Raw genomic sequence first — 14,850 nt, forward strand, 5'->3', positions numbered from 1 at the left:
TCATTGATCTCTGAACAGACTTGCAAATTCATCAAGGAGCGACAGATGTCCAACGTTATGGAAGTTGATAAAGCCAAGGTCCAGCAATTTTCGGCGCGCATCATGGAGGATTACGGCAACACGCTGCGCGGCGCCATGCTCTACATTGGCGACCAGCTCGGCTTGTTCAAGGCATTGGCTGACGGCCAGGCGGTGACCCTGGAAGAGTTAGCGCACAAGACCGGCTACAACGCACGTTACTTGCGCGAATGGCTGGGCAGCATGGCCACTGGCAATTACGTGACCTACGACGCGCAAACCCGCCGCTACCAGATGCCGGCTGAATTTGTGCCAGTGCTGGCCGATGAAGACTCGCCGTATTTCGCCGGTGGCATTATCCAGCTGAGCGTGCCGTTCGTGAGCATGGCGCCCAAGGTCATTGAAGCCTTCCGCCACGGCGGGGGTTGCGCCGAAGAGGCGTTCCCGCTGGAAACCTGGAAAGGCATGGAGCGCATGACCATGCCCTGGTACAAGCACTACCTGGTCCAGCACTGGATCCCGTCCCTGGACGGCGTCGAAGAGAAGCTCAAGACCGGCGGCAGTGTGCTGGATTTCGGCTGTGGCGCGGGCTTGGCGGCGATCACCATGGCCAAGGCCTACCCCGAGGCGCGCATTGTCGGCTGCGACTTCCACCTGCCTTCCATCGAGTTGGCGCGGGCCAACGCCGAGGCGGCTGGTGTGGGTGACCGGGTGCAATTCGAGGTGAACGACTCCGATGCCTTGCGCGGTCAGCAATTCGACTTCGTGACCACCTTTGTGGTGATCCACGATGCCACCGACCCTCAACAGATGCTCAAGGATTTGCGCGCCGCCACGGCCGAAGACGGTACCTACCTGATGGTGGAACTCAACCTGTCCGAAGAGCTGCACGAAAACATGAACCTGTTCGGGCGTGTCATGTACCCGCAGAGCACCCTCTATTGCATGACCTGTTCGCTGTCCCATGGCGGCGCCGGGCTGGGGGCGTTCATGGGCGAGAAGCGTGCCCGTCAGATGGCGCAAGCCGCCGGGTTCAGCCGCTTCCGTAAAGTGCCCTCGGAGTGGCCGCCAATGCCGGCGCTGTTCGAACTCAAGCCTTGATATGAGCCATCCGGCCATTGCGTTGCGCATTAAGGCAATTTAATGGCCCCTTTGTAACAAAATCCTCGCCAAAATCACTTTTATTTTCAGGTGGTTAGGTGAGGATGCAAATGCGCTCTGTGGGAATGATGCTGATTGCCTGCTCCCTGGCCGGCGGCGCGACTGTCGCGCAGGCCAGGGAATTGCGCGAAGGTGACAAGTACATGTGCAGTTGGGGCGCAGGCACGGCCGCCAGGGCCCAGGAACTCAAGTTATCCGGCGTTTCGCTGTACGCCGCCCGGCAGAAGATCCAGACCCTCAAGTTCAGCAAATCGTGGATGCGCATGATGGCCATGGGCATCACCGAGCAGACCTATGACAGTCGCTCACGGCTCAAGCCCGAGGCGATTCGTCAAAGCTTTTACCAGGATTGCCTGCGCTACAAGGTGGCGCGCAAGTAATCGTAGCCCCGCACCAGCCGTGGGGCCTTTACAAATCCACGACAAACCCTGTGTGAGTATTTGCATACAATTGCGCACTTCTTCATGGAGGCCGATATGCAAGTGCTGATTCGAACGGCGACACCCGATGACGTCGACACGCTGTGCGCGATTCGCACCGCGGTGGTGCAAAACCACCTGAGCCTTGAACAGATGGCTGACCTGGGGATTACCCCACAGGTATTGAGCGACACGTTGCGCGCAGCCCCTTGCGGCTGGATCGCGGAAGTGGACGGCCAGGCGGCGGGGTTTTCCATGGTCGATCTGGATGAAGGCGAAGTATTCGCGATGTTCGTGCTGCCATCGCACGAGAAGCTTGGCCTGGGTCGCCAACTGATGGCAGTGGCCGAGGCGGCCCTGTTTGCGCGCCACGACACGCTGTACCTGGTGACTGATGGGCGGGATGAAATCCGGGCCAACGGGTTCTATCAGCGCCTGGGCTGGTCCGTCGTGGGCCCGGTCGATGGTGATGACGTTCGTTATGAAAAGAGCAGGGCGCCATAAGGCCATGAATGCCCCAGAGCCTCCATCGTCCAACGGCTTGCGCTACCTCGCGGTGGGTGTGCTGGGCATCGCCGTGCTGCTGGGGTTCTATTTCATTCAACTCAACGCCAAGGTCGACCGCCAGCGCGAAGAGGCGGCTGAACGCCTGACGCTGTGTCGTCATCTGGAGGCCGTGGTGGGCGCCACTGCTTCCAGTCGTGAGGCCCTTCAAGAAACATGCAAGCAGTTAAGTGAACAGTTACTTGAAAGCGCTACGCCCGATTAATAACCATTTTTTATACAGGGGCTTACTGTCGTTACTTGCACCAAAAAGTAGCACGACTACTGCTTTCCACCTTAAAAAACATGTGGTTATTGAATGACTTACGAGGCTTTCAATCCGACGAAAGGATTAAAATAATCTTGTTACATGTTTTTACAATCGCTACTATAGCCGGGCGTTCACCTCCCACGGTTTATGCATTTTTAAATCCCAAGTTTCCATCAGCTACTTGGGATTTTTTTTGCCCGCGATTTAATCTCGGTCTGTCGTTCATGGCGGGTGACGCCCTACAAAGTGAGGGCTGGCTAACACTTTTGCGTTAATTGTCCGGCGGCCGGCAAAACCTTATCTATGCTGCTTGCATCACCTCAATCGGGTAGAACCCAGGGACGGGGGGCTGATCATGATTTCCATCACCGAATTCAACCGCATCATGGCCTCAGGCTTCCTGCCGCTGGCGTGTGAGTGCTGCCTTAACAGCGACGGCTCGCTGCGCATCAGCGTGTTCGAGCCTGCGTCCGGTCGTGTCGACTTGCTGTTGACCCGTGTATCGCCCGAGGGCCTGGACAGCATCCGTGCCATCTCCAACCTGATTGGTGAGTTGCGTACCGAGATAAAGGCCGGGCGCCGTGGGTTTGCTGCGGTGGGTTCTGTCCAGGGCGTCAGAGGCGCCGCAGGAAGGATTTGACGATGTGGCGCGTGGCGTCTGTGGTGTCCAGCTCATCCAGGGCGTTGTAGGCATACCACTGGCAATCGACAATCTCGTTGCACGGCCGTGCCTCGTCGATATTGACTACCGATGCCTCAAACACGTGGTGGACGGTGTCGCGGGCCTTGAGCTCCTGCAGGTACAGCAAGCCGTCCACGTTTAACCCGGTTTCTTCTTCCAGCTCGCGTTCCGCCGCGCCTACCGGGCGCTCGTCTGCTTCCACTTTCCCGCCGGGCAATGCCCATTTTGATCTGGCCTTGCGCACGAAGAGAATATGCCCCTCATGTTCGCAAATGACGGTTGCCCTAATTTTCATCGAATGTGCTCCCGCGCCGAACGAATGTCATAAAAGTGTAATGCAATTGTCATGCTAAGTGGTTATGGCGCGCCAGGGCCGGTATGTGGATACTGCCCGATTGACGAATACGACCGAGGACATTAGATGAAGACCATACGCTGGGGCATGATCGGCTGTGGCAGTGTCACTGAGTTAAAGAGTGGACCGGCTTTCTATAAAGCGCCAGGTTCGGCCTTGGTCGCCGTGATGGGGCGGCGTGCCGAGGCGGTGCGCGATTATGCGGCGCGCCATGGCATTGCCCGCAGCTATACCGACGCCCAGGCCTTGATCAACGACCCCGAGGTGGAGGCGGTCTACATCGCCACTCCACCCGACAGCCATCTTGAATACGCCTTGAGGGTGGCGGCGGCGGGCAAGCATTGCTGCGTCGAAAAGCCGATGTCGCTGAATGCTGAACAGAGCGCGTTGATGCAGCGCACATTTGAGCGCGCCGGGCTGCACCTGTTTGTTTCTTATTACCGGCGTTCATTGCCACGCTTCCAGCAAGTGCGCACCTGGCTGCAGGAAGGCCGTATCGGTGAGCTGCGCCATCTGAGCTGGACTTTGTGCAAACCCGCTGCCGTAACAGACACCGACGCCACCAATTGGCGCACCGACCCGGCCATTGCCGGTGGCGGCTACTTTGCCGACCTGGCCAGCCATGGGTTTGACCTGTTCCAGTACCTGGCTGGCGATATCGTTGAGGTCTCAGGCTTTTCGGCGCGACAGGCCGGACGCTATGCGGCAGAAGATGCAGTGACGGCCTGTTGGACATTCGCCAGCGGTGCGTTGGGCATGGGCTGCTGGAACTTTGTGGCGGACCGTCGCGAAGACCGTGTCGAACTGATCGGCAGTCGCGGCCGTATTCAGTTTTCGGTGTTCGAGGACCAGCCGTTGCGTCTTGAAGGCGAGACCACCGAAGTGTTGGAAGTGCCGTGTCACACCCATATTCAATGGCACCATGTCTTGAACATGAATGCGCATATTCGTGGCGAGGCCGAGCATCCGTCGCTGGCCATCGAAGCGCTGAAGACCGATATCATCCTGGATAAGGTGCTACACCGTTACTCCCAGCATCCCTAGTCGTGGCGATAGCGTAAGGCTTCACTCTTTTAAAGGAATACCGGGATGAAATACTGGATGGTGTTGTGGCTGCTGATCGCCACCGCGACAACGGCGGCGCCACGCAGCCAAGGGCAGTCGGGCGAGTTTGATTTCTATGTGCTGTCGCTATCGTGGTCACCCACGTTTTGCCTGACGCACCCAGGCAATGAGCAATGCTCGGGCAAGGGCTACGGCTTTGTGCTGCACGGTTTGTGGCCGCAATACGCGCGGGGAGGGTGGCCGGCGTCCTGTACGCCGCAGACGCACTTGAGCGAGGCAGAAATGGACAAGGGCGCGGTGCTGTTTCCCACCCGTGCACTGCTCAAGCATGAGTGGGCCAAGCATGGCACCTGCAGTGGGCTGCCGCCGTTGGAGTATCTGGAGAAGACCGATGTGGCGCTTGGTGCGGTGGTGATCCCGCAGCAACTGCAGCCGTTCAACACACCGCCGTCTTTGCAGGCCAAAGAGATCGAGGCGCTGTTTCGCGAGAGCAACCCACGCATGGGCAACCACGGGATGGCGGTGATCTGCAAGGGCCAGGTGCTGTCGGAAGTGCGGGTGTGCCTGACCAAGGATCTGGCGTTTGCAGGTTGCCCGCGCAGTGTGAAAAGCCAATGCCGTGGAGGCGATATTCGTATTCCCACGCAGCGCTGAGCCGCGCAGGCGCCTAGAACTCGCCGGAATACTTCACCGCAGCTGCCGCGCGCGAGGGGACATTCAGGCTGCGCAACAATGACGACACATGGATACGCACGGTAAACGGCGAGATATTCAGGACCTTGGCAATTTCCTTGTTGGTCTTGCCCTGGGCAATCAGGCGCAGCACTTCCTGCTGACGTGGGGTGAGGGTGTGGGTGTCGAGGGGCAGCAGGCCTGAAGGGGCGAACTTGACCAGCACTTCGCCCTCGCGGATCGCCAGCAGGGCCTGGCCGATCTCGTCCGGGGCGATGTTCTTGCCGATAAAACCGTCGGCGCCCAGGGCCATGACCTGTTCGATCAGCGCGGGGTCGTCGACCATCGACACCAGGACCAAGGTGGTGCGTTTGAGTTGCTGGCGCAGTTCGGCCAGTTGGCTGATGCAGGTCAGGCCGGGAAAGCGCAAATCGAGAATCAAGGTATCGACCTCGCCCGCTTCGCACAGCAACGCATTCACCGTGGCCAGGTCGCCGGCCTCCTGCACCACCGCGCCCGGTAGCAGGCGCTGCACGGTGCGCGTCATGCCTTCGCGAAACATGGGGTGGTCGTCGGCGATGATGATTCGGCCAGTCATTGTGTGCTCCTTCCTGGGGCAAGGTTGTATCCAGGCATGCTAATTTACCACCGGGCCTGTAGGAGCGAGCTTGCTCGCGAAGAACTCACAGGCGCTGCGTTCATTCAGGCAACACGCGTTATCGTTAACGTTTTTCGCGAGCAAGCTCGCTCCTACAGATGATAGGTCAGGGATATGACGATGAGTCTTGAGACCAACTCTGAACTCGATCAGGCTAACCTGCGCATTGTGGTGGCCACCATCGCCATTGTGTATATAAGCTTACTGGGTTTCCTACCTGGGCAATCGCTGGACACCTACCTGCCGGTGATCCTCTATATCTTCGTGTTCCTGCTGGCGTCCATCGTGCTTCGCCAGGTGATCGCACGCTGGCCCGGGCATTACCCGGCGCGGCGGATCTTCGGCATGATCCACGATTACACCGGTACTTCGTTCGGCCTGGTGGTGGGTGGTGAAGCGGCGTTGCCGCTGTATGCGGTGATGGTCTGGGTGAACTTGGGCAATGGCATGCGCTACGGTTCGCGCTACCTGGCGATTGCCACGGCGCTGGCGTTGCTGGCGCTGTTGATCGTGTACCAGCTTACGCCGCTGTGGCAGGCGCAGCCGTTCATGGTGCTGATGCTGATGATCACCAGCACGGTGATCCCGGTGTATGCGCATATTCTGCTGGAGCGCACGCGCAAGGCCTCCGAGCAAGCCATCGCCGCCAACCTGGAAAAATCCCGCTTTCTCGCCCAGGCCAGTCATGACCTGCGCCAGCCGATCCACTCCATTGGCCTGTTCACCGCCTGCCTGCGCGAAGCCCGCTTGGGAGATGACGAACAGCGCTTGGTGGACAATATCGACCGTTCGCTGCTTAACGTGTCGCAATTGTTCCGTTCGATTCTCGACCTCTACACCCTCGACAACGGTCGCCTGTTGCCCAAGTACCAAGTGATCCACCTGGGCGACTTTCTCGCCGACCTGGTGCGCCAGAACGCCGAGGCCGCACGCTGGGCGGGGGTGGAGTTGCGCTTGCGCCCCTGCGCTCATTGGGTGTTGGTCGATCCGGGCATGCTGGCGACCATGGTGCAGAACCTGCTCTCCAATTGCTTCAAATACGGCGCGCAGCGACCGGTGCTGATCGGCGTGCGTGTGCGCGATAACGGCTTGGTAGTAGAGGTACACGACCAGGGGAGGGGGATTGCCAGGGAGCATCTTTCAAAAGTCTTCGAAGAGTTTTATCGCGTGCGTCAACTGCGTGACAAGGACGTTGAAGGCGTGGGCCTGGGGCTGTCCATCGTCAAGCGCCTGGGGCAATTGATGGGGTTGCAGGTGAGCCTGCGCTCGCGCGTTGGCCATGGCACTTCTGTCAGCTTGCATGGCTTGGCCCTGGCGGCCGCGCCGCGCCAACCGGCGTTGCGCGACGATGCACGCCAAGCCGGCCTGCTCACCGGCCTTAAGGTGTGCCTGGTGGAAGATGACTACAACGTGCTGCTCGCCACCCAGGCCCTGCTCGAGCGCTGGGGGTGCCAAGTGCAGGCCGAGTCCACGGGGCAGGGTTTGGTCAGCGACTGCGACATCATCGTCGCCGACTATGATCTGGGCAACCACGCCACCGGTATCGAATGCATCGACCAGCTACGCGAGCAACGTGGCTGGGCGGTGCCAGCGCTGATCCTCACCGGGCACGACGTGGAGAAAATCCAGGCCGCGTTGCATGACCGTCAGATCGCTATCCTGTCCAAACCGGTACGCCCTGCGGAACTGCGCGGCACCCTGCGTGAGCTCAGCCAGGAAAAAATTACTGCATGAATGGTGTTAATCCATTGCCTTTGGCACCCTTGGGCATGCAGTAGGCCGCTGGCTTCATCAGGCCGAAGCTGGCAATCGCGAACGCGCCGCCGCTGGCACCACTGGGCACGGAACAGTTGTACTCGCCGGAGGCCGTGTTAGCCACGTAGTAGGTGGTCATGGAGTCGCTGCGCACATTGGAGATACGTTTTACCGGCTCGCCCAGATTGGTTTCCGACAGCTTCTTGAGATGGTCTTCGGTAGGCTTGATATTGCTGCAACCGGCGACGCCGATGATCAGGGCGCCCAGCAGGGCAAGGCGAGTGACAGGGGAGAGGAGTTTCATGGTGCTTCTTCCTTGGGGTTGTTTTGGTTTTTCCAACGCGCAACGAACCCGCGCGCACTGAATGCGCGGTGTGGGTGAGAACGTTGGAAGTGCCGCGGAATATAGCGCCGCCGTGAGGTAGGGTCGATTAGCACAAATGGGCTAATGGCAGTTTGAGGTCATGGAGGGAGCTTGCGATGCTGGAGATAAAGCGCGCCACGCCGGACGACGCCGAGCGTGCGTTTGAGATTCGTCGCGAGGCCATTCTAGGCCAATGTATTGGCGCTTATAGCGCTGAAAAAATGGCGCTCTGGACTCGAGGTCGCGCCAGTGATGGTTACGGCGCGCTGATGGAAAAACAGTTCTACATGGGATGGTTCAATGGCGAACCTGTTGCCACTGGCATGCTGGATCTTGCCAACCATGAACTCGGCGCCTTGTTTGTATTGCCCGTATTCAGCGGGCGAGGGTTTGGCAAGGCGATGCTTGCTCACTTGGAGCACGTGGCGCAGCAGCAGGCGATTGAGCAGGTGGTGCTGGATGCGACACTGAACGCGGTGAGTTTTTATAGCGCGTGCGGGTATGTGGGCGATGAGCAGGCAGTGTATCGCTCTCCGTCCGGGTTGGTGCTGGCGTGTGTACCGATGGTCAAGCAGTTGCGGGTTATGAATCGCGCTTGAATGCAGCGCGCAATTGCTCGATCACAAGCTCTATTCCTGGCCCTTGTATCTGCGGCGGGGTGGGGCTCTCGCCAAATTCGCGCCATACGAACAGGGTCAGTTCAGCACCATCGGTCACGGGCTCGAGGGGGTGGGTGCCGAAAGCGTTCAGCGAGCGATAGCGCTCGTCCCGCCAGAAGGCTTGCTCTACCCAGTCATAAACGGGAATGCAATGAAAGTGCAGTGGGAAGCCGGGCATATGGCCGTAGCGGCTGATATACAACCATTTCGGCTGGAGTTGGGTTTGCATCACCCGCTGGATGTTGGCGAGCAGGCCGCCCAGTTCTGCCAGTGCGGCTTCAGGCATGTCGGGGAGGGCGTCAATCGGCGCCCTGGCGCTCAGCATCAGGTAACCCGGCAGCTTCGAGGTCAGGTGGTGGTTGAGTTGCCAGTGTTCGGTCTGGTGAAGGATGAAGGCTGGGTTGATTGGCATGTGCACGCGTCCCTGTGGGTTGGAGCGCCAGCATAGCGCGCTGAACCCGTGGCGAGGGAGCTTGCTCCCGTAACGGCCCGCCAGCCGCCCCATATCCACCTGACGCACCACGATCCAACTGTGGGAGCTGGCTTGCCTGCGAAGACGGCCTGGCAGTCAACACAGTTGGATTGTGTACATATCCATTCCTGCGGTAACGGCCACCTAGGGTTCCGCCCTGACGGCGGCTCACTTTGCAAGAGCGGCAAAGTAAGCAAAACGCTCTTGCCCCACCACTCGGCACCTCGCCTAGGCTCGGTGTGCCCGAACGCAGGCTTGAATCCGTGGGCCGCCGCCACGCGCCATCCATGGCGCGGGGCGGCTAACCCGGCGTCCTGCCGGGTTACCCACGAATTCAAGCCTGCGTTCGGCCAGCGTGGTTTAACGGGGCGCCTAAGATCAAGATCACAAGCAGATCAAGAGCAAGAGCGGCTCGCTTCGCATCGTGGTGACGTGGGAGAAAAAGCGGCCTACTCAATGCATCTTGCTATGGTCCATGCCATCCAAGCCACGCGCCGTTGCCTTCACTTCGACAGCCTGCTTTTCACCCTTGGTATCTTGCACCGTCAGGGTCAGCGGCACCTCGTCGCCTTCCTTGATCTGGGCGGTCAGGCCCATCAGCATCACGTGGTAGCCGTTCGGGTCGAGCTTGACGGCTTTTCCTGCTGGCAGGGCCACCGCATCCACCGGGCCCATGCGCATCACGTCGTCCTTCATGCTCATCTCATGAATCTGCACGTCCTTGGCCACTGGCGAAGCGACGCTCAGCAGTTTGCTGTCGCTGTCGGCGGTGAGGGTCATGAAGGCACCGCTGGATGGCTGACCCGGTACGGAGGCGCGAACCCAGGCGTCGGTCACTTGTACTTGGGCGCTGGCGTGGGCGGCGAGGCCCAGCAGGGTGAGGCCGAGGGTGAGACGCTTGAGGTGTTGAACGGCAGTCATTAGCAGACCTCCATGACGGTGAGCAGGTCTTCTGCGCACTCTTGAGCGGTAAGGGATGCCTGCAAGCCAAGGCGCAGGTTGCCACGGGTGTCGAACACGAAACTGGTGGCGGTGTGGGAGAGGGTGTAGGTGTCGCCGGCGGGGATCTTTTCATAAAAGATCCCGAACTCCTTGGCGGCCACGGCGATTTCTTCCGGGGTGCCGTAGAGCGCTTCGAAACTGGGGTCGAAGGCCTTGACGTAATTGTTGAGAATCTCGGGAGTGTCGCGCTCGGGGTCCAGGGTGATAAACACCACCTGCATGATCTTGCCATCGCGGCCCATCAGTTTCTTGGCTTGGGCGGCGCGGGCCAGGGCGGTCGGGCAGACCGCCGGGCACTGGGTGAAGCCGAAGAACACCACCGGCATGAGGCCGCGGTACGAGCTCAAGGTGACGGTTTCGCCGTCGGTGTTCTTGAGCTTGAAGGTGCGACCCATGATCTTGTCACTGAGGTCCTTGCCGTACTTGAAGTTCAGCTTGGGGCTGTAGTCACAGCCGCCCAGCAGGCTGCCCAGGCCCAACAGGCCCATGCCGGTCAGCACTTTGCGGCGGGTGAATAACGTACTCATCAACTGTGCATCCTGTGAAACGCCTGCAAGGCAGTAGAGCTGCCCCACCAGGCTTTGAAAAGGAGTAACGAGAAGGGTGCAGAGTCTAACAACCCTGGCCCGTGCGCGTAATCTGCGACGTTCTGCCACAGGGGTGCGGCCCATTTCGTCCTTTTGTGGCTTCGGTGGTAGAGTCGCCGCCATGAAATTGCGCCACTCTGACCGCTCACTGATCGCCTGGGCCCTGTACTTCTGCGTGCTGATGAACCTGTTCGCCTGCGGTTTGGGGCATGGCCAGATGATGGGCCAGCAGCTCAACGGCATCGGCGGGCTGTTCTGTTCGGTGGACGGCGGCCAGTCGCCCATTTCCGACAAAGGGTTGGCGAACCCGTCTTCCAGCAACATCTCGAACTACTTTGCCTGCCCGGTGTGTAACGCGGTTACCGTCGCCCTGGTGTTCCTCATCGGCCTGGCCTGGCTGCTCGGTCTTACGCAAACCCCACGTGTCGCCCATGAGCGGCGCAACAAAGCGCCTCCGCGTTATTCCTGGCCTTCGGCCAACCCTCGCGCTTCTCCCGCATCCTGACGTGTGCCTTGGGCTTCCTGTCACCAGGAGGCATTCTCTCGTCACGATGGTGAGTACGTTTTATGAACCCTCAATTGCCTGCCGGCGCCAGCCGCCTGGTCAGCAAGGCGTCGCGGCGCCTGCGTGCGCAGCCGGCGCTGCCTGACTACCCGAGCAATTCGCGCTGTTTCGTGCACCTGGATGCACGCCTGCTGCCTCACTGGCATACCTTGTTCGACATCTGCCCGGCGCTGCTCAGGCTCGACCCACCGGAGGGCTTGAACCTGTTTCGCGCCTTCATGACCTGGGCCTATCGCAACCAACCGCCGCTGGACTGGACCTACCATCTGAACGTATGCCGCTGGTTACTGAGTTCGGCGTATCGCACGCAGATCGATGAGGAACCGATCGAAGCCTTCATGGCCGCCGCGGCTGCGCGTTGGGTGCTGACGGACGACAGCGCGGCGGCGGGCATCGTCCTGAGCTGGGGGGATTCGACGCTGTTCGATTGCAAAGGCAGCGTTTCGATAGCCGCACAGCAGCAAGCATTGCCGGTACCCGCATGGGATTTCGCCTGGTGCCCCTTGAATGCGCAAGGCGCGTTCGGCGGCTGGCGGCCGGTGCCCTGATGCACCGCGTCCGGTAAGCCTCACGACACCCTCGGAAGCGCCGCACACGGCGCAGCGTGCGCGGCCCGCAGGCTGGCATCGAGCTGATGACTAGGCTCTAGGCTTCTTTGGTTTTTCAGGTCATCAGCTTATGTCTTCTTTGCATCACAACACGCCCACGCTGACGGTGGTCGACCCGCGAGGGTTGACCGTGCGCAGCGTGGCGTACCATCGCAATACCGCGCAGCAATCACCCAGCGCGCAGGTCACGCGGCAGGTGTTCGACGCTCGCGGCCTGTTGCAGCAACAGTGGGACCCCAGGCTGTTTGAGTTGCACGCTGCCGATCCCGACGTGCCGCCCAATCTGTCTCATCGTTATAGCTTGGGCGGGCAAGTGCTGAGCACCGACAGCGTGGATGCGGGCCGTCGGACGCGCTTGCTCGGCAGTGGCGGCCAGGTCGTGCAACAGTGGGACAGTCGAGGCACGCGCCAGCGGTTCGAATACGACCCGTTGCTGCGCCCCGTCGCGGTATTCGAGCGCGCGCAGGAGGCTGCAGCTGAACGCTGTGTCGAGCGCATGAGTTACGCGGGCATGACTTCCACGGAGGCGGCGCGCAATCGCTGTGGGCGCCTGATTCGTCACGATGACTCGGCAGGCACGTTGCTCGTTGAGCGCTACGACGTGCAAGGCAACCTCACCGAGCAAACCCGGCGCCTGTGCAAGTCGCACACCACGCCCGATTGGCCGCTGCCCGTGAGTGAGCGGGATGCGCAGTTGCAAGCCCAGACCTTCATCACCACCTGGCAGCACGATGCGCTGGGGCAACGCCTGGAGCAGGTCGACGCGCGCGGCAATCGCCAGCAATCTCAATACGGTGTCGACGGCCAGTTGACGAAAAGCGAGATCCTGTTCAAAAGCGGAGCGCGCAAGACCCTGGTGGATCAACGCAGCGTCAACGCCTCGGGCCAGGTGTTGAGCGAACGCTTGGGTAATGGCGTGCTCAGCGTTGCCGAGTATTCGGACACTGATGGACGTTTGACACGCTTGAGCGCCCACCTCAAGGATTCGGCAGGCAAGCGACTACAAGACCTCTTCTACAGCTACGACCGGGTCGGCAATGTGTTGCGCATCCGCGATGCGGCGCAGCCGACCCGCTGGGCCAGCAACGCGCAGGTGGAGGCAGTAAGCACATTCGAGTACGACAGCCTGTCGCGCTTGATCAAAGCCACCGGCCGTGAAAACGCGCGCAATACCGGCACATTCGCATTGCCGGGGCGAGTCACGTTCGGCGCCACAGACGACAACCTCTGGGGCAACTACACACGCCATTATGCCTACGACTCGGCTGCTAACCTGACGCAGATGCGCCATGTGCCCAGCATCGGCAGCGGTTATACCCAACGGATGCAGGTGGGCGAACACAGTAATCACAGCGTGATGGCCCGCGAGGGCGCAAAGGCGCCGGGCCTGGGCGATGGCTTTGACCAGGGCGGCAATCTTATGGCTTTGACGCCTGGGCAGGCGTTGACCTGGAATGGGCGCAACCAGTTGGTCCGCGTCGCGCAGGTGCTGCGTGACAATGGCGAACATGACGATGAAGTGTATCTGTACGACGGCGCCGGCCAGCGAGTCATCAAGCGTCGCGTGGCACATGGCAAGACGCAGACTCACACCCATGAAGTGCTTTATCTGCCAGGGCTGGAGCTGCATCGCCACGGGCCGGATGGCGAGTGGTTGAATGTGTTGCTCGCTCAGGGTGGGCGCCATTCGGTCAGAGGGTTACAGTGGGAACGGCAGCGTCCCGAGGCAATGCCGGATGAGCAACTGCGCTTCAGCCTCGACGACCATTTGGGCAGCAGTACCCTGGAGTTGGACGAGAAAGCCGCTCTTTTGAGTCAGGAGAGTTATTACCCGTTCGGCGCAACAGCCTGGTGGGCAGCAAAAAATGCATTGGAAGCGGGCTACAAAACCCGGCGTTATTCGGGCAAGGAGCGCGACGCCAGTGGGTTGTATTACTACGGTTTCAGGTACTACGCACCGTGGTTGTTACGGTGGATCAGCGCAGACCCGGCAGGGGATGTGGATGAGTTGAACCTGTATGCGATGGTGGGGAACAACCCCATGGGTTATGTAGACGACGACGGCTTGCAGCGGCATCCCATCATCGATATTGCCACTCTTATCGTTACGCTGGTGTTGGCAGGGTATGCGGCGCAGATGGACGCACGCCAGCGCGTTCAGTTGGCTGTCCTGGGTTTTGCGCTGGGCATTCTGGGCGTGACGGCGCTTGGCTATCGTCAGTACAGAGAGCAAGTCAGCCTGCGTGCTCGACGCAAAGCGTTTTATCAGCAAGCCTCCCAGGAGTATGCACAGACTCTGGGGGGCGTACATGGCGCCAGTGAAGAGGAAGTCGCTGAGCTGGCGGACTTTTATCTGCAACACCGGCTGTCTACTCCTGACACTGAAAGTCTCGCTTATGGGTTGACCCCAGGCGCACGTGGCGGGCTATATGGCTACATTGGCCCAACCAAGCACAAGGACAGGGCCGACATAGCCTCCCACACGGAAAACAATCCCCATTTTACCTTGGCCAGATTGGGTTTTTTAGGCATGGAGCTTCGCGCCCCGGCACGCAAGGTGGGCGCCAGCCCGCTTCCAGCGGCTGGGCTGACCCACACCGAAGTACAACCGCAAACCAGGGTCACGAGCGTGGGCCGCCGAGGCTCCGCTTCTGAGGAGCCCGCCGCGCAACCGGTAAGCCCAGGACCTTCCTCCGGGCTGGAGCCTGAGCGGCTGGTGATTGACGTTGAGTCTGTTCTCAATGAATTACGCGGCCCTGGCGGTGGGATTCTCAGGAACGTGATCAACCGCCTGGAAGCCCGCACCCTGGACTTTCATACCGGGCATGCCATGGCGGGCGGGCAGAATGTCCGTAGTTTTGACTTGCCGGGCTATCGCGGGCAGCGCGGTCGTGGCGCCTATCGAGTGATGATCCAGCACACCAGTGGGCTCAATTATCGGGCGGTCAGGGTGATGAACCCTCACCGCCGTTAATGCGCGCAACGTCAGTCGCA

General features: G+C 60.3%; 18 protein-coding genes. 12 read left to right on the forward strand and 6 right to left on the reverse strand.

Annotated elements, in window-relative coordinates:
* Window positions 1-45 precede the first annotated feature (45 nt).
* The 5 genes from TX24_RS12395 to TX24_RS12415 all read left to right on the forward strand — a co-directional run bounded on the left by TX24_RS12395 (window position 46) and on the right by TX24_RS12415 (window position 3,052).
* Window positions 46-1,119 (forward strand): class I SAM-dependent methyltransferase, encoded by a 1,074-nt coding sequence (locus TX24_RS12395; protein ID WP_003191758.1) that lies wholly within the window; start codon window positions 46-48, stop codon window positions 1,117-1,119.
* A 110-nt stretch (window positions 1,120-1,229) separates the two neighbouring features.
* The gene (locus TX24_RS12400; RefSeq protein ID WP_003191756.1) at window positions 1,230-1,559 is read left to right on the forward strand and encodes a hypothetical protein; all 330 of its coding nucleotides are present in this window, start codon (window positions 1,230-1,232) and stop codon (window positions 1,557-1,559) included.
* Between the two features lie 96 nt (window positions 1,560-1,655).
* On the forward strand, window positions 1,656-2,102 hold the full coding sequence (locus tag TX24_RS12405) for a GNAT family N-acetyltransferase (RefSeq protein ID WP_057710437.1): 447 nt from the start codon (window positions 1,656-1,658) through the stop codon (window positions 2,100-2,102).
* Window positions 2,103-2,106: 4 nt separating this feature from the next.
* The gene (locus TX24_RS12410; RefSeq protein WP_032900704.1) at window positions 2,107-2,367 is read left to right on the forward strand and encodes a hypothetical protein; all 261 of its coding nucleotides are present in this window, start codon (window positions 2,107-2,109) and stop codon (window positions 2,365-2,367) included.
* 400 nt (window positions 2,368-2,767) lie between these two features.
* Window positions 2,768-3,052, forward strand: a complete 285-nt coding sequence (locus TX24_RS12415; RefSeq protein ID WP_057710438.1) for a DUF1652 domain-containing protein — start codon at window positions 2,768-2,770, stop codon at window positions 3,050-3,052.
* Here TX24_RS12415 and TX24_RS12420 read toward each other — a convergent pair.
* Entirely contained in the window at window positions 3,027-3,389 is a 363-nt protein-coding gene (locus tag TX24_RS12420; RefSeq protein ID WP_003191752.1) for an NUDIX hydrolase, read from the reverse strand. The genes TX24_RS12415 and TX24_RS12420 overlap by 26 nt on opposite strands.
* A gap of 126 nt (window positions 3,390-3,515) precedes the next feature.
* On the opposite strand from TX24_RS12420, the gene TX24_RS12425 reads away from it, so the two are divergent.
* The gene (locus TX24_RS12425; protein WP_057710439.1) at window positions 3,516-4,493 is read left to right on the forward strand and encodes a Gfo/Idh/MocA family protein; all 978 of its coding nucleotides are present in this window, start codon (window positions 3,516-3,518) and stop codon (window positions 4,491-4,493) included.
* Window positions 4,494-4,538: 45 nt separating this feature from the next.
* Window positions 4,539-5,168 (forward strand): ribonuclease T2 family protein, encoded by a 630-nt coding sequence (locus TX24_RS12430; RefSeq protein WP_003191750.1) that lies wholly within the window; start codon window positions 4,539-4,541, stop codon window positions 5,166-5,168.
* A 13-nt stretch (window positions 5,169-5,181) separates the two neighbouring features.
* Here TX24_RS12430 and TX24_RS12435 read toward each other — a convergent pair whose 3' ends face one another.
* Window positions 5,182-5,784 (reverse strand): LuxR C-terminal-related transcriptional regulator, encoded by a 603-nt coding sequence (locus TX24_RS12435; protein ID WP_003191748.1) that lies wholly within the window; start codon window positions 5,782-5,784, stop codon window positions 5,182-5,184.
* Window positions 5,785-5,964: 180 nt separating this feature from the next.
* Between TX24_RS12435 and TX24_RS12440 the strand changes: the two genes are divergently transcribed.
* The gene (locus tag TX24_RS12440) at window positions 5,965-7,578 is read left to right on the forward strand and encodes an ATP-binding response regulator (RefSeq protein ID WP_057710440.1); all 1,614 of its coding nucleotides are present in this window, start codon (window positions 5,965-5,967) and stop codon (window positions 7,576-7,578) included.
* Here the strand turns inward: TX24_RS12440 and TX24_RS12445 are convergent.
* Window positions 7,568-7,903 carry a hypothetical protein gene (locus tag TX24_RS12445; RefSeq protein ID WP_003191746.1) on the reverse strand — a complete coding sequence of 112 codons (336 nt, stop codon included), beginning with the start codon at window positions 7,901-7,903 and terminating at the stop codon, window positions 7,568-7,570. The genes TX24_RS12440 and TX24_RS12445 overlap by 11 nt on opposite strands.
* Window positions 7,904-8,079: 176 nt before the next feature.
* On the opposite strand from TX24_RS12445, the gene TX24_RS12450 reads away from it, so the two are divergent.
* A complete protein-coding gene (locus TX24_RS12450) occupies window positions 8,080-8,562 on the forward strand; it encodes a GNAT family N-acetyltransferase (RefSeq protein ID WP_003191745.1) in 483 nt (160 codons plus the stop codon).
* On the opposite strand, the gene TX24_RS12455 is transcribed toward TX24_RS12450, so the two are convergent.
* The 3 genes from TX24_RS12455 to TX24_RS12465 form a co-directional block, all read right to left on the reverse strand.
* A complete protein-coding gene (locus TX24_RS12455; protein ID WP_003191744.1) occupies window positions 8,546-9,034 on the reverse strand; it encodes a hypothetical protein in 489 nt (162 codons plus the stop codon). The two genes, TX24_RS12450 and TX24_RS12455, sit on opposite strands and share 17 nt — an antisense overlap.
* Before the next feature lie 513 nt (window positions 9,035-9,547).
* Entirely contained in the window at window positions 9,548-10,015 is a 468-nt protein-coding gene (locus tag TX24_RS12460; protein ID WP_057710441.1) for a copper chaperone PCu(A)C, read from the reverse strand.
* Entirely contained in the window at window positions 10,015-10,623 is a 609-nt protein-coding gene (locus tag TX24_RS12465) for an SCO family protein (protein ID WP_003191741.1), read from the reverse strand. Before TX24_RS12465 ends, TX24_RS12460 begins: the two co-directional genes overlap by 1 nt.
* Before the next feature lie 181 nt (window positions 10,624-10,804).
* Between TX24_RS12465 and TX24_RS12470 the strand changes: the two genes are divergently transcribed.
* The 3 genes from TX24_RS12470 (at window position 10,805) to TX24_RS12480 (ending at window position 14,830) form a co-directional block, all read left to right on the forward strand.
* Window positions 10,805-11,188 carry a DUF2946 domain-containing protein gene (locus TX24_RS12470; protein WP_003191740.1) on the forward strand — a complete coding sequence of 128 codons (384 nt, stop codon included), beginning with the start codon at window positions 10,805-10,807 and terminating at the stop codon, window positions 11,186-11,188.
* A 62-nt stretch (window positions 11,189-11,250) separates the two neighbouring features.
* Window positions 11,251-11,796, forward strand: coding sequence for a putative natural product biosynthesis protein (locus tag TX24_RS12475; RefSeq protein WP_003191739.1), 546 nt, complete (start codon window positions 11,251-11,253; stop codon window positions 11,794-11,796).
* Between the two features lie 130 nt (window positions 11,797-11,926).
* Entirely contained in the window at window positions 11,927-14,830 is a 2,904-nt protein-coding gene (locus tag TX24_RS12480) for an RHS repeat-associated core domain-containing protein (protein ID WP_057710442.1), read from the forward strand.
* Window positions 14,831-14,850 lie beyond the last annotated feature (20 nt).

Source organism: Pseudomonas lactis, assembly GCF_001439845.1.
Lineage (GTDB): Bacteria > Pseudomonadota > Gammaproteobacteria > Pseudomonadales > Pseudomonadaceae > Aquipseudomonas > Aquipseudomonas lactis.

What these genes read in the sequence shown, in the direction of transcription:
- TX24_RS12395 (WP_003191758.1), top strand. Translation starts at nt 46, where the DNA reads ATGTCCAACGTTATGGAAGTTGATAAAGCCAAGGTCCAGCAATTTTCG.
- TX24_RS12400 (WP_003191756.1), top strand. Translation starts at nt 1,230, where the DNA reads ATGCGCTCTGTGGGAATGATGCTGATTGCCTGCTCCCTGGCCGGCGGC.
- TX24_RS12405 (WP_057710437.1), top strand. Translation starts at nt 1,656, where the DNA reads ATGCAAGTGCTGATTCGAACGGCGACACCCGATGACGTCGACACGCTG.
- TX24_RS12410 (WP_032900704.1), top strand. Translation starts at nt 2,107, where the DNA reads ATGAATGCCCCAGAGCCTCCATCGTCCAACGGCTTGCGCTACCTCGCG.
- TX24_RS12415 (WP_057710438.1), top strand. Translation starts at nt 2,768, where the DNA reads ATGATTTCCATCACCGAATTCAACCGCATCATGGCCTCAGGCTTCCTG.
- TX24_RS12420 (WP_003191752.1), bottom strand. Translation starts at nt 3,389, where the DNA reads ATGAAAATTAGGGCAACCGTCATTTGCGAACATGAGGGGCATATTCTC.
- TX24_RS12425 (WP_057710439.1), top strand. Translation starts at nt 3,516, where the DNA reads ATGAAGACCATACGCTGGGGCATGATCGGCTGTGGCAGTGTCACTGAG.
- TX24_RS12430 (WP_003191750.1), top strand. Translation starts at nt 4,539, where the DNA reads ATGAAATACTGGATGGTGTTGTGGCTGCTGATCGCCACCGCGACAACG.
- TX24_RS12435 (WP_003191748.1), bottom strand. Translation starts at nt 5,784, where the DNA reads ATGACTGGCCGAATCATCATCGCCGACGACCACCCCATGTTTCGCGAA.
- TX24_RS12440 (WP_057710440.1), top strand. Translation starts at nt 5,965, where the DNA reads ATGAGTCTTGAGACCAACTCTGAACTCGATCAGGCTAACCTGCGCATT.
- TX24_RS12445 (WP_003191746.1), bottom strand. Translation starts at nt 7,903, where the DNA reads ATGAAACTCCTCTCCCCTGTCACTCGCCTTGCCCTGCTGGGCGCCCTG.
- TX24_RS12450 (WP_003191745.1), top strand. Translation starts at nt 8,080, where the DNA reads ATGCTGGAGATAAAGCGCGCCACGCCGGACGACGCCGAGCGTGCGTTT.
- TX24_RS12455 (WP_003191744.1), bottom strand. Translation starts at nt 9,034, where the DNA reads ATGCCAATCAACCCAGCCTTCATCCTTCACCAGACCGAACACTGGCAA.
- TX24_RS12460 (WP_057710441.1), bottom strand. Translation starts at nt 10,015, where the DNA reads ATGACTGCCGTTCAACACCTCAAGCGTCTCACCCTCGGCCTCACCCTG.
- TX24_RS12465 (WP_003191741.1), bottom strand. Translation starts at nt 10,623, where the DNA reads ATGAGTACGTTATTCACCCGCCGCAAAGTGCTGACCGGCATGGGCCTG.
- TX24_RS12470 (WP_003191740.1), top strand. Translation starts at nt 10,805, where the DNA reads ATGAAATTGCGCCACTCTGACCGCTCACTGATCGCCTGGGCCCTGTAC.
- TX24_RS12475 (WP_003191739.1), top strand. Translation starts at nt 11,251, where the DNA reads ATGAACCCTCAATTGCCTGCCGGCGCCAGCCGCCTGGTCAGCAAGGCG.
- TX24_RS12480 (WP_057710442.1), top strand. Translation starts at nt 11,927, where the DNA reads ATGTCTTCTTTGCATCACAACACGCCCACGCTGACGGTGGTCGACCCG.